Here is a 15,679-nt window from a genome sequence, read left to right on the forward strand (position 1 = left end):
TCAGAGCACCTTCTTGTCGGTCGTGCCGTCGGCCGAGGCGGAGTTGGGGCCATCGCCCTGGCCGGAGACGGAATTGTCCCCCGAGTCGTCCTGTGCGCTGTTCACCGGGTCTGTCGTCGGGTCCGTGGGTGCGGTGTTCGTGGGTGAGGGGGCCGTGGGTGAGGTGTCTGTAGGTGAGGTGTCCGTGGGTGAGGTGTCCGTGGTGGGCTCGGGTTCCTCCCATGCCTCTGCCTCCCACGGCTCGTCCTCCTTGGGCGGGCGGCGCAGCAGGGCGATCGAACCGGAGACCGTCGTCGCCCGGAGCCTGCCCGTGCCGGCGCCCAGGCGGCCGGTGATCTTGTGGGCGCCCCACTGGCCGTGGACCTTCAGCCCCTCGAAGGCATTGGAGATCGTGCCGCTCGCGGTATTGGCCTCGACGTCCGCGTCCGCCGGGGCCGGCAGGCGGATGGCGATCTCGCCGGAGACGCTGGTCAGCCGGACGTCGGTCGGGCCGTCCGGGTCGAGGTCGACGATCATGGAGCCGCTGACGGAGTCGGCCTTCACCGAGGAGCCGGAGCCCTCGACGACCGTGAGGTCACCGGAGACGGAGTTGAAGCGGAGGTCGCCGGTGACGGCCTGGGCCTCCAGGTTCCCGGAGACCGTGTCGGCGCGGACCGGGCCGGACAGGGCGACGAGCGTGGTGTCGCCGGTGACGCCCTTGACGACCGACGGGCCGTGTATCCCGGAGACCACCGCGCCGGCGCCGACCACGCCCACCTCCACGCGCGTGTCGGCGGGCACCGCCAGGGAGACCACCGCGCTGCGGCGCCAGCCCTTGCGGTCGAGCCACTTGAGGAAGCCCTTCCAGGGCAGGTCGTCGTACGCCACCGTCAGTGTGCCGCCCTGCTGGGTCACCGCCAGGGGTGGACCCTCCAGCTCGGAGACCTCCAGGCGGGCGGAACCTTCGTCCGTCCCCACGACGTTCACCGTTCCGTTGACGATGCGCACGTGGAGCTCGCTCACCGGCTCGTCGAAGGTGAGCTTCCTGGGCTCTGCAACGGACCACTCGGACATGCTGCGGACCTCCTGGGCGACCGGACGCGGCCGCACGGGCCGGACCTGAACACGACACGCCATATCGCGTCTTCCGCTAAACACGATATATCGTGGCCGTCGTAAGTCAAGGCACTCGTTCTGGTGATCACAAATCACGCGAGGTGGACAAATTGGCCTAGCGTGTTGTCATGCCGACGGAAGAGTCCCGGGTCGCTCGCCAGGCCCGTCCCGCCCCGGGCGCCCTGCTGCTCTGCCGCGCGCAGCCCGAGTCCGTCGCCCCCGCCGCTCAGCTGCTGCGCGAGCACATGCTGCTCGCGTCGGCCGGCGGGGATTGGAGTGTGCTCGTCCCCGAGGGCAGGCCCTGGCTGGAGGGCGCCGAACCGGTCGACCGCGTCCTCACCGGCTGGGCCACCGCCCTCGCCGTCGGCGCCCCCTGGCCCGTCCTCGCCCTCTGGTGGGACGCCGACCGTGCCGGATACACCCTCGCCTCCGGCTTCCGCCGCCCCGTCGCTTACGTCTGGCTCGCCAATGGCACCCCGGCCGGCGAGAACGAGGCCATGCACACCTTCGCCGGCCGGCTCGGCCTCGATCCGGTGCTGGACGTGCAGTCCCTCGACGAACTGACGGAACCCGACCCCGCGGCCGACGCACGGGCACGCATGCGTGGCCTGCTGGCCGTCCTCACGCGCGCGGGCGTCGCCCTGCCCGCCGGCCTGGCCCCCGGCGACAGCGCCGACCGCCTGCACGAGGCCGCCCGCGACCACCCGCATGTCCGCGTCGAGTGGTCGGGGGGCTGGCGCAACGCCTTCCGCGCGGAACTCGACGCCGTCGAGAGCAGCCGCCTGGGCCCCTTGCTGCCCTGGGCCGGCGGCCCCCAGTCCCACCGGCTCGCCCTGGCCCAGGTCGCGGCCGGCCTGCCCGTCACGGCCTGGGGCCTGCGGCGGCGCAGCGCGGGCTGGATCGCCGCGGGCGCGGTGCTGCTGGCACAGGGCGTGCTGGGGCTGGCGTACGCCCTCGCGCACCCACGCGACTGAGGCCGCGCCGGGCGGCTCGCACGAGTGAGACCGCGAGGGTCACCCGGACGGCGCCGCCCCTTGGATGGTCCTGGCCGACCCGATCGCCGCCCTGGTCATTGACACCATCAGCCTGCGGGCCGGGCTGGTGCTGGGCCTGGCCGAGCTGGGAGAACACGCGGAGGCCGAGAGGCTGCAGCAGGACGCGGTCGCCCGGCTCACCTCACTCCTCGGCGCCGACCACCCGCACACCCGCACACCCGCAACATCCTCGAACGACACCGCCCCTACTGGGACTTCGAGCCCCAGCCCATCTGAGCGGCGTCCGGTCGGCCGGCTCCCGGCCCGCCGAACTCCTAAACGTCGTCGTCCTCGTCGTCCAGCCGGGCCAGCCATGTCGCCAGCCGCTCCACCGGTACCTCGAAGTCCGGGTTCAGGTCGACGAAGGTGCGCAGCTGCTCGGCCAGCCACTCGAAGGTGATCTCCTCCTCGCCGCGCCGCTTCTCCAGTTCTTCGATGCCTCGGTCGGTGAAGTACATGCAGTGAGGATAAATCCTGCTCGCCACGCGTGCGTGCCGGGTCTCCGGCAGCTCAGGCGCCGGGGTCCTTCTTCTCCCAGCCGAGCTTGACGACGATATGGCCCTCGACGCCCGCCTTGGTCAGCACGGCCCCTGCGCTCGCGTTGAGCTTCACACCGAACTCCAGCGCCACCGTGTCGGGCTGGGCCGCCTGGAAGGTGCGCAGGGTCGCCTCCGCGGCCCGTCGGACGGGGGCCAGGGCCTCTTCCAGGGAGACGGAGGCCTCGCGCATCCGGTCGCCGACGCGGGAAGCGCGGACCATGCCGGGCTCGTCGTCGTCGACCTCGACGACCAACTGTCCCTCGCCGTCCTCGTCGCCCATGGCGATCCGCAGCAACTCGGCCATTCGCGCCCCCGTCTGTCACAACCGGCCTGACGGCCGGGCCGCCTCAGCGTGTCGGTTCAGTGAGTCGGTTCCGTGTGTCGGTCCTCTCAATCTACTGGTGCGGCGGGCGAGTTGGCCGTGAATGCGACAAGGCCCGGGTCCCCGTCACACGGACGGGGACCCGGGCCTTGTCGATCAGACCCGTGCAGAGGCTCAGGCCTCGAACACCTCACGCACCAGCTGCTCCTGCTCGGCCTGGTGCCGCTTGGCGGAACCGACGGCCGGGGACGAGCCGTGCGGACGCGAGATGCGGCGCAGGCGCTCACCGTGCGGGACGTCGGCGCCGACCGCCAGGTCCAGGTGGTCGATCAGGTTGAGCGCGATGAACGGCCACGCACCCTGGTTCGCCGGCTCCTCCTGGGCCCACAGGTACTTCTCGGCGTTCGGGTACTTGGCGATCTCGGCCTGGAGCTCGGCACCCGGCAGCGGGTACAGGCGCTCGATGCGGATGATCGCCGTGTCCGTGACGCCGCGCTTCTTCCGCTCGGCCTCGAGGTCGTAGTAGACCTTGCCGGCGCAGAAGACGACCTTCTTGACGGCGGCCGGGTCGACCGAGGAGTCACCGATGACCGGCTGGAACTGCCCGGTCGTGAACTCGTCCGCCTTCGACGCCGCGGCCTTCAGGCGCAGCATCGACTTCGGGGTGAAGACGACCAGCGGCTTGTGGTGCGGGTTGTGCGACTGCCACCGCAGGAGGTGGAAGTAGTTCGACGGGGACGTCGGCATCGCGACCGTCATGTTGTTCTGCGCGCAGAGCTGCAGGAACCGCTCCGGGCGGGCCGAGGAGTGGTCCGGGCCCTGGCCCTCGTAGCCGTGCGGCAGCAGCAGGACGACGCCGGACGTCTGGGCCCACTTCTGCTCGGCCGACGAGATGAACTCGTCCACGACCGTCTGGGCGCCGTTGACGAAGTCGCCGAACTGGGCCTCCCACATCACGAGCGCGTCGGGGCGGGCCAGCGAGTAGCCGTACTCGAAGCCCATGGCCGCGTACTCGGACAGCAGGGAGTTGTAGACGTTCAGCCGCGCCTGGTCCTCGGAGAGGTACTGCAGCGGCGTGTACTCCTCGCCCGTCTCACGGTCGATGATCACCGCGTGACGCTGGCCGAACGTACCGCGCTGCGAGTCCTGGCCGGCCAGGCGGACCGGGACGCCCTCCAGCAGGAGGGAGCCGACCGCGAGGGTCTCGCCCATGCCCCAGTCGATGGTGCCGTCCTCGACCATCGACGCCCGGCGCTGCAGCTGCGGCAGCAGACGCGGGTGGACGGTGATGTGGTCGGGGATGTTGACCTGGGACTCGGCGATCCGCTTGACGACCTCCGAGGTCACCGCGGTGCTGACGGCGACCGGGAACTCGGCCTGCGGGTCCGAGGGCTCCACGGCGGAGGGCTGCGAGGTGGCCTCGCGGACCTCCGTGAAGACCTTCTCCAGCTGGCCCTGGTAGTCCTGCAGCGCCTGCTCGGCCTCTTCCAGGGTGATGTCGCCGCGACCGATCAGGGACTCGGTGTAGAGCTTGCGCACCGAGCGCTTCTTGTCGATCAGGTCGTACATCAGCGGCTGGGTGAAGGCCGGGTTGTCCGACTCGTTGTGACCGCGGCGGCGGTAGCAGATGAGGTCGATCACGACGTCCTTGTTGAACGCCTGGCGGAACTCGAAGGCCAGACGGGCAACGCGGACGACGGCCTCGGGGTCGTCGCCGTTCACGTGGAAGATCGGGGCCTCGATCATGCGGGCCACGTCCGTGGCGTACATCGACGAGCGCGAGGACTCCGGGGCGGCCGTGAAGCCGACCTGGTTGTTGATGACCACGTGGACCGTGCCGCCGGTGCGGTAGCCGCGCAGCTGCGACATGTTCAGGGTCTCGGCCACCACGCCCTGGCCCGCGAAGGCCGCGTCGCCGTGCAGGGCCACCGGCAGGACGGTGAAGTCCGTGCCGCCCTTGTTGATGATGTCCTGCTTGGCGCGGGCGACGCCCTCCAGGACCGGGTCGACCGCCTCCAGGTGCGAGGGGTTGGCGGTGAGCGAGACCTTGATCTGCTCGCCGTCGAGGCCCGTGAAGGTGCCCTCGGCGCCCAGGTGGTACTTCACGTCGCCGGAGCCGTGCATCGACTTCGGGTCGAGGTTGCCCTCGAACTCGCGGAAGATCTGCGCGTACGACTTGCCGACGATGTTGGCGAGGACGTTCAGGCGGCCGCGGTGGGCCATGCCGATGACGACCTCGTCCAGGCGGGACTCGGCGGCCGAGTCCAGCACCGCGTCCAGCAGCGGGATGACGGACTCGCCGCCCTCCAGGCTGAAGCGCTTCTGGCCGACGTACTTCGTCTGCAGGAAGGTCTCGAAGGCCTCCGCCGCGTTCAGTCGGCGCAGGATGCGCAGCTGCTCCTCGCGCTCCGGCTTGGTGTGCGGGCGCTCGATGCGGTCCTGGATCCACTTGCGCTGCTTGGGGTCCTGGATGTGCATGAACTCGATGCCGGTGGTGCGGCAGTACGAGTCGCGCAGCACGCCGAGGATGTCGCGCAGCTTCATCAGGGACTTGCCGGAGAAGCCGCCGACCGCGAACTCGCGCTCCAGGTCCCACAGGGTGAGGCCGTGCTCGGTGATGTCCAGGTCGGGGTGCTTGCGCTGGCGGTACTCCAGCGGGTCGGTGTCGGCCATGACGTGGCCGCGGACCCGGTAGGAGTGGATCAGCTCGAAGACGCGCGCGGCCTTCGTCACGTCGTCGTCGTGCGAGGCGTCGATGTCCTTGAGCCAGCGGACCGGCTCGTAGGGGATGCGCAGCGCCTCGAAGATCTCGTCGTAGAAGTTGCCCTCGCCGAGGAGGAAGTTCGCGACGATCCGCAGGAACTCGCCGGAGGCGGCGCCCTGGATGACCCGGTGGTCGTAGGTCGACGTGAGCGTCATGACCTTCGAGATGCCGAGCTTGTTCAGCGTGTCCTGGGACGTGCCCTGGAACTCCGCCGGGTAGTCCATGGAGCCGACGCCCATGATCACCGACTGGCCGGGCATGAGGCGCGGCACGGAGTGCACGGTGCCGAGGCCGCCGGGGTTGGTCAGGGAGACCGTGACGCCGGTGAAGTCGTCCATGCCCAGCTTGCCGTCGCGGGCACGGCGGACGATGTCCTCGTAGGCCTGCCAGAACTCGAAGAAGTTCAGGGTCTCGGCCTTCTTGATGCCCGCGACCACGAGCTGGCGGTCGCCGTTGGGCTTGACCAGGTCGATGGCGAGGCCGAAGTTGATGTGCTCCGGCTTGACCAGGGTCGGCTTGCCGTCCTTCTCCGCGAAGGAGTAGTTCATCGACGGCATGGCCTTGATGGCCTGCACCATCGCGTAGCCGATGAGGTGGGTGAAGGAGATCTTCCCGCCCCGGGCGCGCTTCAGGTGGTTGTTGATGACGATGCGGTTGTCGAAGAGCAGCTTCACCGGGACCGCGCGCACGGACGTGGCCGTGGGCACCTCCAGCGAGGCGTTCATGTTCTTCGCGACCGCGGCGGCCGGGCCGCGCAGCGTCACGAGCTCGGGACCGTCGGCGGCCGCGGCGGGCTCGGCCTTCTTCGGCTGAGCGGGCTTCGCGGCCGGAGCGGGCTTCGCCGCAGCCGGGGCCGGAGCCGGGGCGGCGGGCGCGGCGGCCGCGGGCTTCGGGGCCGCGGGAGCCGGCGCGGGGACCGACGGAGCGGCAGGCGCGGCCGGAGCGGCCGGGGCCGCCGGAGCCGTGCTGGTGGTTCCCGCGGCCCCCGCGGCCGCGGTACCCGCCGGAGCCGAGGCGGGAGCGCCCGGCTTGTAGTCGGCGAAGAAGTCCCACCAGGCTCGGTCTACCGAATTGGGGTCCTGGAGGTACTGCTGATAGATCTCGTCGACGAGCCACTCGTTCGGACCGAACGCGGCCGCGGGGTTCTTGCCCGCTTGGTCGGTGTCGGTCGAGATGCTCGAGTTACTGGGGGACTGTGGCGACACGGCGGCAACCGCCCTCTTCCGCTTCACAAGGTGATGGACAGCGGAAATAAAGGCTACGCCCCTATGGCCGCGAAGGTCAGGCTGAGCAAGGTCATCGTCGCGTAAGTCACATCGGAAAGCGTGTTTCGTGCCGGGAAATGGCGGGAAACAAGCGTGGTTCCGCTTCAGCTGGGATGGCGCGACCGCGGCCCGGCCCGCCACAGGCGAGGGGCTCTGCCTGATCACACGTGTCCGTCAGTCAGGACGCACGTGGATCTTGTCGCTCCGCTTCGAACTTTACGTCAACTTGGTACAGATGGCTGCCCGGGAAGTGTGACAAGAATCCGGCAACCCCGATCGGATTCGGCCACACCGATCCGGCCGCCGTGCAGATCGACGGCCCAGCGTGCGATCGCCAGCCCCAACCCCGTACCGCCGTCGCTGCCCGGCCCGTGCGGCCGGATCACGGCGCCCCGGTTGAACCGCTCGAAGACCCGGTGCCAGTCCGACCGCGGAATGCCCGGACCCTCGTCCAGGACCTCCAGCTCCAGCGACTCCGGGTACGCCCCGCGCCGCGCCTTGACCGTCACGCGGCCGTGCGGCGGGCTGTGCTTGATCGCGTTGTCGATGAGGTTGGCGACGACCTGGTGGATGCGCTCGGGGTCGGCGTGCGCGGTCAGCTCCGGCGGGGAGACGTCGAGGTGCAGATGGACGTCCGTACGGGTGTGGCTGCCGGAGCCGGACGCCATGCCCCCGCGCGCGGAGGCGACCATGTTGGCCTCCTTCAGCACGCCGGACAGGTACGGCCAGACCTCGAAGCGCCGCATGCGCAGCGGTACGACGCCGTTGTCCAGGCGGGACAGGTCCAGCAGCGTCTCCACGAGCCGGCCCAGCCGCTCGGTCTGCTTCAGCGCCGTGCGCATCGTCTCGGGGTCGGCCTCGGCGATGCCGTCGACCACGTTCTCCAGGACGGCCCGCAGGCCCGCGATCGGGGTGCGCAGCTCGTGCGAGACGTTCGCCACCAGCTCCTTGCGCTGCTGGTCCTGGGCTTCCAGCTCGTCGGCCATCAGGTTGATCGTCTCGGCCAGGTCGCCCAGCTCGTCCCGGCGGTTCTCCCGCACCCGGCGGGTGTAGTCGCCGTGCGAGATGGACCGGGCCACCGCGTTCATCTCGTCCAGCGGCGCGGTGAGCGAATGCGCCACGAACTGCGTAATGAGCAGTGTGGCGATCATCGAGAAGACCATGATGAAGCGCAGCTCGGTCTGGGTGCGCACGGCGAGCATCGACAGACCCGTCGTGATCAGCACCGCGATGACGACCAGAGCGCCCAGCTTGGTCTTGATCGAGAACGGACGTACGCCGCCCCAGGGTTCCCCGGGGCCTCTCCGCGCGGCCGGCCCGTCGCTCATGGCGTCGGGGTCTCCAGGGCGTAGCCCACACCGTGCACGGTGCGGATCCGCTCGGCGCCGATCTTCCGGCGCAGCGCCTTGATGTGGCTGTCGACCGTGCGGGTGCCGGAGGCGTCCGCCCAGTCCCACACCTCGGCGAGCAGCTGCTCACGCGAGAGCACCGCGCGCGGGGTGTTCGCCAGGCACACCAGCAGGTCGAACTCGGTGGGCGTGAGGTGAACATCCTCACTGCGCACCCGAACCCGCCGCTGCGCGTGGTCGATCTCCAGCTCGCCGAGGCGCAGGATGCCCGACCGCGGGGTCGTGGCGGCCAGCGCGGCCCGCTCGACGCGGCGCAGCAGCACGTGCACGCGTGCCGCCAGCTCCCGCATCGAGAACGGCTTGGTCATGTAGTCGTCCGCGCCGACGCCGAGGCCGACCAGCATGTCGGTCTCGTCGTCGCGCGCGGTCAGCATCAGCACCGGCACCGGCCGCTGGGCCTGCACCCGGCGGCATACCTCCAGGCCGTCGAAGCCCGGCAGCATGATGTCGAGGATCAGCAGGTCGGGCTGCCAGGCCTCGGCCGTGTCGACGGCCGCCGGACCGTCGCCCGCGGTCTGCACGAGGAAACCCTCGGCGCGCAGGCGGGCCGCGATGGCGTCCACGATGGTCGGATCGTCCTCGACCACGAGGACCCGGCGCTGTGCGCCCGGGGTCGCCGTCGTGCCGTTGTGGGAGGTGTGTGTCTGCTCCATCGCCCGCCCCAAAGTTGCTTTCCGGAATCCGTGGGGTGATCCCGCTAACTGGCTATGCCTGCGCATGCTTGCGATTGACGCTTGAATGATCCGCGTCAGAGAAGCAGAGTACGGGGAGTCACCGTGCCACGGCTATCCAGGTCGGACGGCGAGGTGCACGACGTCCGGAACGCCCCGGGCAACGGGGATCTCTTCGGTACGCACCTGTTGGAATCCGGCATTACACAAGGTTTCTTCGAATTCCGGAGAGGGCTGGGCGGACCATACGGCCAGCACCCCACCCGGCCTCAACGCGCCTGCGCAGGCCGCCAGTCCAGCCGGTGAGTACAGGCTGTCGTTGCCCTCGGTGACGGTCCAGCCGGGGCCGTTGTCGATGTCGAGACACAGTGCGTCATACGTGTCGTAAGTCTCATGTACGTGCGCCACCAGATCCGTTTCCAGAATCTCGGTGCGCGGGTCGGCGAGGGCACAGGCGGAGAAGTCGGACAACGGGCCGTCGAGATGCCAGCCGATAATCGCGGGCTCGCGCTCGACCACGGTGATCCGTTTCGGGCGCGGATCGGCGGCGGCGTGTGCGAGCGAGAACCCGACGCCGAGCCCGCCGATCAGCACCTGCGGGTCCGGCCGCCCGTCCAGCGCGCCGAGCGCCGCGTCGACGAGCAGCCGCTCCGAGCGCCCGTCGGAGGTGTCCATCAAGAAGCAGCCGTTCGCGATGATCTGGAGCAGCTCGCCGTGCCGCCGCAGCACGACCTCGCCGTACGGGCCCTCGCGACGGTCCAGGACTTCGGGGATGTCGTACGAAGTGGGCATCCGGCCATCCTGGCAGGTGAGAGCGGGACGGCCGAGGGAATTACGTCAGCGTCACGTCAGCGGGTGAGCCCGCGCCGGCCGGGGAGCGCCGGAACCTCCCTGCCGTGGACCGGGTCCGCCTGGGGGCGGCGTCGTGGGGAGTAGGGCGTGCCGTTCCAGGTTGACGGGAGCGTTGACGGGAGCGGGGAGCAGGGGGGCAGGGCGCGAGGAGTAGGGAGCAGGGGGCGGTAAGCCCAGGCGTTCGCGCAACAGGCCGTTCGGCACGCCCTTGTTGAAGCCGAAGCCGACCTTCTCGCGGTCGGTGCCGACCGGTTGGCCGCAGCGCGATGTGATCTGCGAGCGGCCGGTGGGCTTGTTGAGAGGTTGCTGAGAATCCGCTCCCGTGTGGCGCCGATCACAGACAGGGGTGGGCTGCGGGCCAAGGGTGGGGGAAACGGAAGGAGCGCCTCACCTTGAAACGGACTGCAGTTGGGGGTGTGAAGGGCTCGAGTGCGGAGCCTGTGCCTTCGGGGCCGGCGCCTTCGGAGCCCGCGTCCCCGATGGCGGCCGGTCCTTCCGGTTGTCCCGGTCCTTTCCCTGACGCGTGCTTCCCCGATGTGGCCCAGCTGCTGGACGGCATGCCGCGCCAGCGCGGACCACTGAGCGCCCCTCCTGCGCCGAGCATTACCGCCCCGGCACCGGTCACCCCCGAGGCCGCCCAGGTCACCGAGGCCGCCGAGCCCAACACCCGTGCCTTCCACCCTTGGCGTCTGCTCCCCACCCCCACCGGAACGCCCTTCACCTGCGCCTACGCCGCCGTACTTGCCGTCACCTCACTGATCGCCACCTACGCCGGCCCCGCCCTCGTCCACGCCCTGCACCAGGGCTCCAGCACCGATGTGGCGCACCTGGTGCGGACGCCCGTGCTGGTGCTGATCGCCAGCGCGCTGTGGGTCGCGGGCGGGATCACGGGGCCTTACACGCTCTGCTTCCTGCTCGTGCTCACCGCGCTGGAGCGGCGAATCGGCGGCGCTCGCACGGCCACCGTCTTCCTGCTCGGGCACGTCCTGGCCACCCTCGCGACCGAGGTACCGGTCGGGCTCGCGGTGCTGGTCGGCCACCTCCCGGACAGCTCGCTGCACCGCCTCGACTACGGCATCAGCTTCGGCGTCGCCACGAGCGTCGGCGCGCTGGCCGGGCTGCTCCGGCCGTGGCTGCGGTGGCCGGTGCTGGTGCTGTTCGGCGGGATGCTGATCCAGGACCTGCTGAACCTCACGGACCCGCTGACCAACTGGGGGCATCTGATCTCCCTGGTCATCGGGGTCGGGCTGTGGCCGGTGGTGCGTCGCTGGTGTGTCCCGGGTTCAGCTGGCCGTGGGCGACCAGACGTACGGGGTGGTCGTCGTCACCGCTTGGAAGCCCAGGCGTCGCAGGATGGGTGCGCTGTCGTCGGAGGCGTCGACGTGCAGGTAGTCGACGCCGCGGGTGGCGGCGAGGGCGGCGCGGGTGGCTACCAGGGCGCGGTAGATGCCGCGGCCGCGCCACTCGGCCGGCGTTGAGCCGCCCCACAGGCTTGCGAACTCGGTCCCCTCGCGGAAGACCAGCCACGCCGCGGAGACGACCTCGCCGTCCGCCTCGGCGACGTACACGGCGATCTCGTCCGGCGCGGACGCGACACGGCCGATGAGATCGTCGGCGAGCCAGCTCCAGTCCTGGCCCCACACGCCCGACTCCATCGCGGCGATGCGGCGCATGTCCGCGTCCGCCGTGACTCGCCGCAGCGTCACGCCCTCCGGCAGAACGGGCTGTCGTACGGCCATGTCGGCGGCCCGACCCACCAGGACCGTCTCCTGCTCCTCGGGCACGAAGCCGGCCCCGCGCAGGCGGTCGGTGAGGTCCGCCGGGTCGTCGTGGGACCGGGTCTTCCACTCCACCGCCTCGCCGCGCGCCGCGAAGTAGTCGCGCTGCCGGGCGATGAGCCGGTCGAGTTCGGCGCCGCGTACACCGAGCGAGCGCGGGCCGCTGACCAGGCCGCGGAATCCGCCGACGATCCGCAGCAGGGGGCCGTCCTGTTCGTACGTCACACCGGCGGGCGGGGTCGGGGGCGCGCCGCGCATCTGGTCGTCGTAGGCCGCGAGAAGGATCTCTGTCTCTGTCACGGGGAGACGGTGCGGGAAGCAACCGGCCCCCGACAAGCGTTTATTCGCAAAGACCGAGGTCACAGTGGGTGGCGCAGTTGATCGCTCACAGCGAACGAAGGCCTGGGAACATTCGAGCTCCTCCGTGCATTGAGTCGGCATAACTCAACTTGACTGCCGAAGGGGAGATCATGGCTTCGACGTCCACATCGCTCACCCTGCCCGTGCTGCCGCTCGACGACGAGGTCGTGCTGCCCGGAATGGTGGTCCCGCTGGACCTGAACGACGCCGATGTACGCGCCGCGGTGGAGGCCGCGCAGGCGGCCGCCCGGTCCCAGCCGGGAAAGCCACGGGTGCTGCTGGTGCCACGCATCGACGGCACGTACGCGAGCACCGGTGTGCTCGGCACCGTCGAGCAGGTCGGCCGGCTGGCCGACGGTGACCCGGGCGCCCTCATCCGCGGTCGCGGCCGCGTGAAGATCGGCGCCGGGACGACCGGACCGGGTGCGGCGCTGTGGGTCGAGGGGACGCGGGTCGACGAGAGCGCGCCCGAGCCGCTGCCCGGACAGGTCGCCGAACTCGTCAAGGAATACAAGGCACTCGCCACTGCCTGGCTGCGCAAGCGCGGCGCCTGGCAGGTCGTCGACCGCGTCCAGGCCATCGACGACGTCTCGGCCCTCGCGGACAACTCCGGTTACTCGCCCTTCCTGTCCACCGAACAGAAGGTGGAGCTGCTGGAGACCGCCGACCCGGTCGCCCGCCTCAAGCTCGCCACCCAGCAACTGCGCGACCACCTCGCCGAGCAGGACGTCGCCGAGACCATCGCCAAGGACGTCCAGGAGGGCGTCGACAAGCAGCAGCGCGAGTTCCTGCTGCGGCGTCAGCTGGAGGCGGTCCGCAAGGAACTGCGCGAGCTGAATGGCGAGCAGGACGGCGAGGAGTCCGACGACTACCGGGCCCGCGTGGAGGCCGCCGACCTGCCCGAGAACGTCCGGGAGGCCGCGCTCAAGGAGGTCGACAAGCTGGAGCGGTCCAGCGACCAGTCACCCGAGGGCTCCTGGATCCGCACCTGGCTGGACACCGTCCTCGAACTCCCGTGGAACGAGCGGACCGAGGACGCCTACGACATCCAGGGCGCGAAGGGTGTGCTGGATGCCGAGCACGCCGGTCTGGAGGACGTGAAGGAGCGGATCACCGAGTACCTCGCGGTGCGCAAGCGCCGTACCGACCGCGGCCTCGGTGTCGTCGGCGGCCGGCGCGGCGGTGCCGTACTGGCCCTGGTCGGCCCGCCCGGCGTCGGCAAGACCTCGCTCGGCGAGTCCGTCGCCCACGCCATGGGCCGCAAGTTCGTCCGGGTCGCCCTCGGCGGCGTCCGCGACGAGGCCGAGATCCGCGGCCACCGCCGTACGTACGTCGGCGCGCTGCCCGGCCGGATCGTGCGGGCCATCAAGGAGGCCGGCTCGATGAACCCGGTCGTGCTCCTCGACGAGATCGACAAGGTGGGGTCCGATTTCCGGGGCGACCCGGCGGCGGCCCTGCTGGAAGTCCTGGACCCGGCCCAGAACCACACCTTCCGGGACCATTACCTGGAGGTGGAGCTGGACCTGTCGGACGTGGTCTTCCTCGCCACCGCCAACGTCCTGGAGGCCATCCCCGAGGCCCTGCTCGACCGTATGGAGCTGGTCCGCCTCGACGGCTACACCGAGGACGAGAAGATCGTCATCGCCCGCGACCACCTGCTCCCGCGCCAACTGGAGCGGGCTGGGCTGAAGGCGGACGAGGTCGCCCTCGACGAAGGCGCACTGCGCAAGCTCGCCGGCGAGTACACGCGCGAGGCGGGCGTCCGCAACCTGGAGCGCTCGATCGCACGACTGCTCCGCAAGGTCGCGGCCCAGCACGAACTGGGCGAACGGAAGCTGCCGTTCACGGTGGGCGAGGCCGACCTGCGCGGTCTGATCGGCCGGCCGCACCACGTGCCCGAGTCCGCCCAGGACCCGGCGGAGCGCCGTACGGCAGTGCCGGGCGTGGCGACGGGCCTGGCGGTGACGGGCGCGGGCGGTGACGTGCTGTTCGTCGAGGCGTCGCTGGCCGACCCGGAGACGGGCGCGGCGGGTCTGACGCTGACGGGCCAACTGGGTGACGTCATGAAGGAGTCGGCGCAGATCGCCCTGTCCTTCCTGCGCAGCCACGGCGCCGAACTGGAGCTCCCGGTCGCGGACCTGAAGGACCGGGGCGTGCACATCCACTTCCCGGCGGGCGCGGTGCCCAAGGACGGCCCGAGCGCGGGCATCACGATGACGACGGCCCTGGCGTCGCTCCTGTCCGGCCGCCCGCTGCGCACGGACGTGGCGATGACGGGCGAGGTCTCACTCACGGGCCGCGTCCTGCCCATCGGCGGCGTGAAGCAGAAGCTGCTCGCGGCCCAGCGGGCGGGCGTCACGACCGTGATCATCCCCAAGCGCAACGAGCCCGACCTGGACGACGTCCCCGCCGAGGTGCTGGACAAGCTCGACGTCCACGCCGTCACGGACGTCCGCCAGGTCCTGGAGCTGGCGCTGTCGCCGGCCATCAGCGGCGTGGCGCCGGAGGTTCCGGTCGCGGCGTGACGGACGTGACCGGATGAGGGAAGGCCCGGGTTCTCGTGAGGGAGGCCCGGGCCTTCGCCGCGGGGGCGGTGGCCGGTACGCCGGGGGCGCGGCCCGGGCCGTGCGGCCGCGGGTCAGCCGTTCGCCAAAGCCTGGACCCGATCCAAGGCGCCATTGAACCTGTTGTGGTCGCCGACGGTCGGCCCGGAGGACGTGTACTGCCACATCGTGTAGTAGCTCCAGCCCGCCGGCAGTTCGCCCACCGTCGTCGCGTACCGAGCGATCCACAGCGGGGTGGCGGAGGCGAAGCCGCTGTGGTTGCCGGTGCACTGCTTCCACCAACTGGTGGCCGTGTAGATGACGGGGTCGCGGCCGGTGCGGGTCTTGTACTGGTTCAGGAAGTCACGGATCCAGGTGACCATCCCGCTCGGTGTCTTGCCGTAGCAGGCGTCGCCGTACGGATTCCACTCGATGTCGAGGACGCCGGGCAGGGTCTTGCCGTCGCGGGACCAGCCGCCGCCGTGGTCGACGAAGTAGTTGGCCTGGGTTGCTCCATTGGTGGTGTCCGGGGTGGCGAAGTGGTAGGCGCCGCGGATCATGCCGATGTTGTAGGAGCCGCCGTACTGCTGGGCGAAGTAGGGGTTGGTGTAGTACGTCCCCTCGCTTGCCTTGGCGTAGGCCCACTTGACCCCGCTGTTCCACAGGGTCGCCCAGTCGACGTTGCCCTGGTGGCTGGAGACGTCCACCCCTTCCGTCTGCGTGGCCAGCGTGTTCGCGGGGCTGCCGTGCACGCCGTCGTGGGCTGCGACGCCCATGCCCATGCGGGCGGAGCCGCGCGCTGGGGTGTCGTCGGCGGATGCGGGAGAGGGCTGGACGGCGAGGAGGAGGGAGAGGGCGGCGGCGAGCAGGAGCCCGGTGAGATGCGGGCGTCGGGGGCGGAGCGGTTCGGGTCTGTGCACGGGCATAGCGTGCCTCCGAAGGCTCGGTGACGCTCGGTGGGGAAACGCGCTGCGGTGGTGCCTGCGGCCATGGTGAGCTATGGCGTGTGCATGCCAGTCAAGTGCCTGGTGGAGAAGCTATGCACGG

The 15,679-nt window shown here is 70.6% G+C and carries 11 protein-coding genes and 2 pseudogenes; 4 read left to right on the forward strand and 9 right to left on the reverse strand.

Features of this window, described 5'->3' with window-relative positions; all coding sequences use genetic code 11:
- Window positions 1-1,053, reverse strand: coding sequence for a DUF4097 family beta strand repeat-containing protein (locus EHO50_RS31355; RefSeq protein WP_128434605.1), 1,053 nt, complete (start codon window positions 1,051-1,053; stop codon window positions 1-3).
- Between the two features lie 170 nt (window positions 1,054-1,223).
- On the opposite strand from EHO50_RS31355, the gene EHO50_RS31360 reads away from it, so the two are divergent.
- The gene (locus tag EHO50_RS31360; protein WP_128434606.1) at window positions 1,224-2,069 is read left to right on the forward strand and encodes a hypothetical protein; all 846 of its coding nucleotides are present in this window, start codon (window positions 1,224-1,226) and stop codon (window positions 2,067-2,069) included.
- A 64-nt stretch (window positions 2,070-2,133) separates the two neighbouring features.
- Window positions 2,134-2,247, forward strand: a pseudogene (locus EHO50_RS46135) (hypothetical protein); the annotation flags it as partial.
- Window positions 2,248-2,404: 157 nt separating this feature from the next.
- Here EHO50_RS46135 and EHO50_RS31370 read toward each other — a convergent pair.
- The 6 genes from EHO50_RS31370 to EHO50_RS31395 form a co-directional block, all read right to left on the reverse strand.
- Window positions 2,405-2,587: a DUF6104 family protein gene (locus tag EHO50_RS31370; protein WP_003997970.1), complete on the reverse strand. Its 183-nt coding sequence runs from the start codon at window positions 2,585-2,587 to the stop codon at window positions 2,405-2,407.
- A gap of 52 nt (window positions 2,588-2,639) precedes the next feature.
- Window positions 2,640-2,972 carry a CU044_2847 family protein gene (locus tag EHO50_RS31375; RefSeq protein WP_220096480.1) on the reverse strand — a complete coding sequence of 111 codons (333 nt, stop codon included), beginning with the start codon at window positions 2,970-2,972 and terminating at the stop codon, window positions 2,640-2,642.
- A 192-nt stretch (window positions 2,973-3,164) separates the two neighbouring features.
- Window positions 3,165-6,959, reverse strand: a complete 3,795-nt coding sequence (locus EHO50_RS31380) for a multifunctional oxoglutarate decarboxylase/oxoglutarate dehydrogenase thiamine pyrophosphate-binding subunit/dihydrolipoyllysine-residue succinyltransferase subunit (protein ID WP_128434608.1) — start codon at window positions 6,957-6,959, stop codon at window positions 3,165-3,167.
- Window positions 6,960-7,240: 281 nt separating this feature from the next.
- The gene (locus tag EHO50_RS31385) at window positions 7,241-8,347 is read right to left on the reverse strand and encodes a sensor histidine kinase (protein ID WP_128434609.1); all 1,107 of its coding nucleotides are present in this window, start codon (window positions 8,345-8,347) and stop codon (window positions 7,241-7,243) included.
- A complete protein-coding gene (locus EHO50_RS31390; RefSeq protein WP_062706191.1) occupies window positions 8,344-9,081 on the reverse strand; it encodes a response regulator transcription factor in 738 nt (245 codons plus the stop codon). The genes EHO50_RS31385 and EHO50_RS31390 overlap by 4 nt, the downstream gene beginning before the upstream one ends.
- Before the next feature lie 132 nt (window positions 9,082-9,213).
- Complete coding sequence (locus EHO50_RS31395; RefSeq protein ID WP_128434610.1) at window positions 9,214-9,891, reverse strand: spermidine synthase family protein; 678 nt, start codon at window positions 9,889-9,891, stop codon at window positions 9,214-9,216.
- 539 nt (window positions 9,892-10,430) lie between these two features.
- Between EHO50_RS31395 and EHO50_RS31400 the strand changes: the two are divergent.
- Window positions 10,431-11,231 (forward strand): annotated as a pseudogene (locus tag EHO50_RS31400) (rhomboid-like protein); the annotation flags it as partial.
- 3 nt (window positions 11,232-11,234) lie between these two features.
- Here the strand turns inward: EHO50_RS31400 and EHO50_RS31405 are convergent.
- Complete coding sequence (locus EHO50_RS31405) at window positions 11,235-12,029, reverse strand: GNAT family N-acetyltransferase (protein WP_128434611.1); 795 nt, start codon at window positions 12,027-12,029, stop codon at window positions 11,235-11,237.
- A 170-nt stretch (window positions 12,030-12,199) separates the two neighbouring features.
- Between EHO50_RS31405 and lon the strand changes: the two genes are divergently transcribed.
- Window positions 12,200-14,614 (forward strand): endopeptidase La, encoded by a 2,415-nt coding sequence (gene lon / locus EHO50_RS31410; RefSeq protein ID WP_128434612.1) that lies wholly within the window; start codon window positions 12,200-12,202, stop codon window positions 14,612-14,614.
- 113 nt (window positions 14,615-14,727) lie between these two features.
- On the opposite strand, the gene EHO50_RS31415 is transcribed toward lon, so the two are convergent.
- The gene (locus EHO50_RS31415) at window positions 14,728-15,558 is read right to left on the reverse strand and encodes a lysozyme (RefSeq protein WP_128434613.1); all 831 of its coding nucleotides are present in this window, start codon (window positions 15,556-15,558) and stop codon (window positions 14,728-14,730) included.
- Window positions 15,559-15,679 lie beyond the last annotated feature (121 nt).

Origin of the sequence: Streptomyces cyaneus (assembly GCF_004028635.1) — a bacterium.
In the GTDB taxonomy this organism is placed as follows: Bacteria; Actinomycetota; Actinomycetes; order Streptomycetales; family Streptomycetaceae; genus Streptomyces; species Streptomyces cyaneus.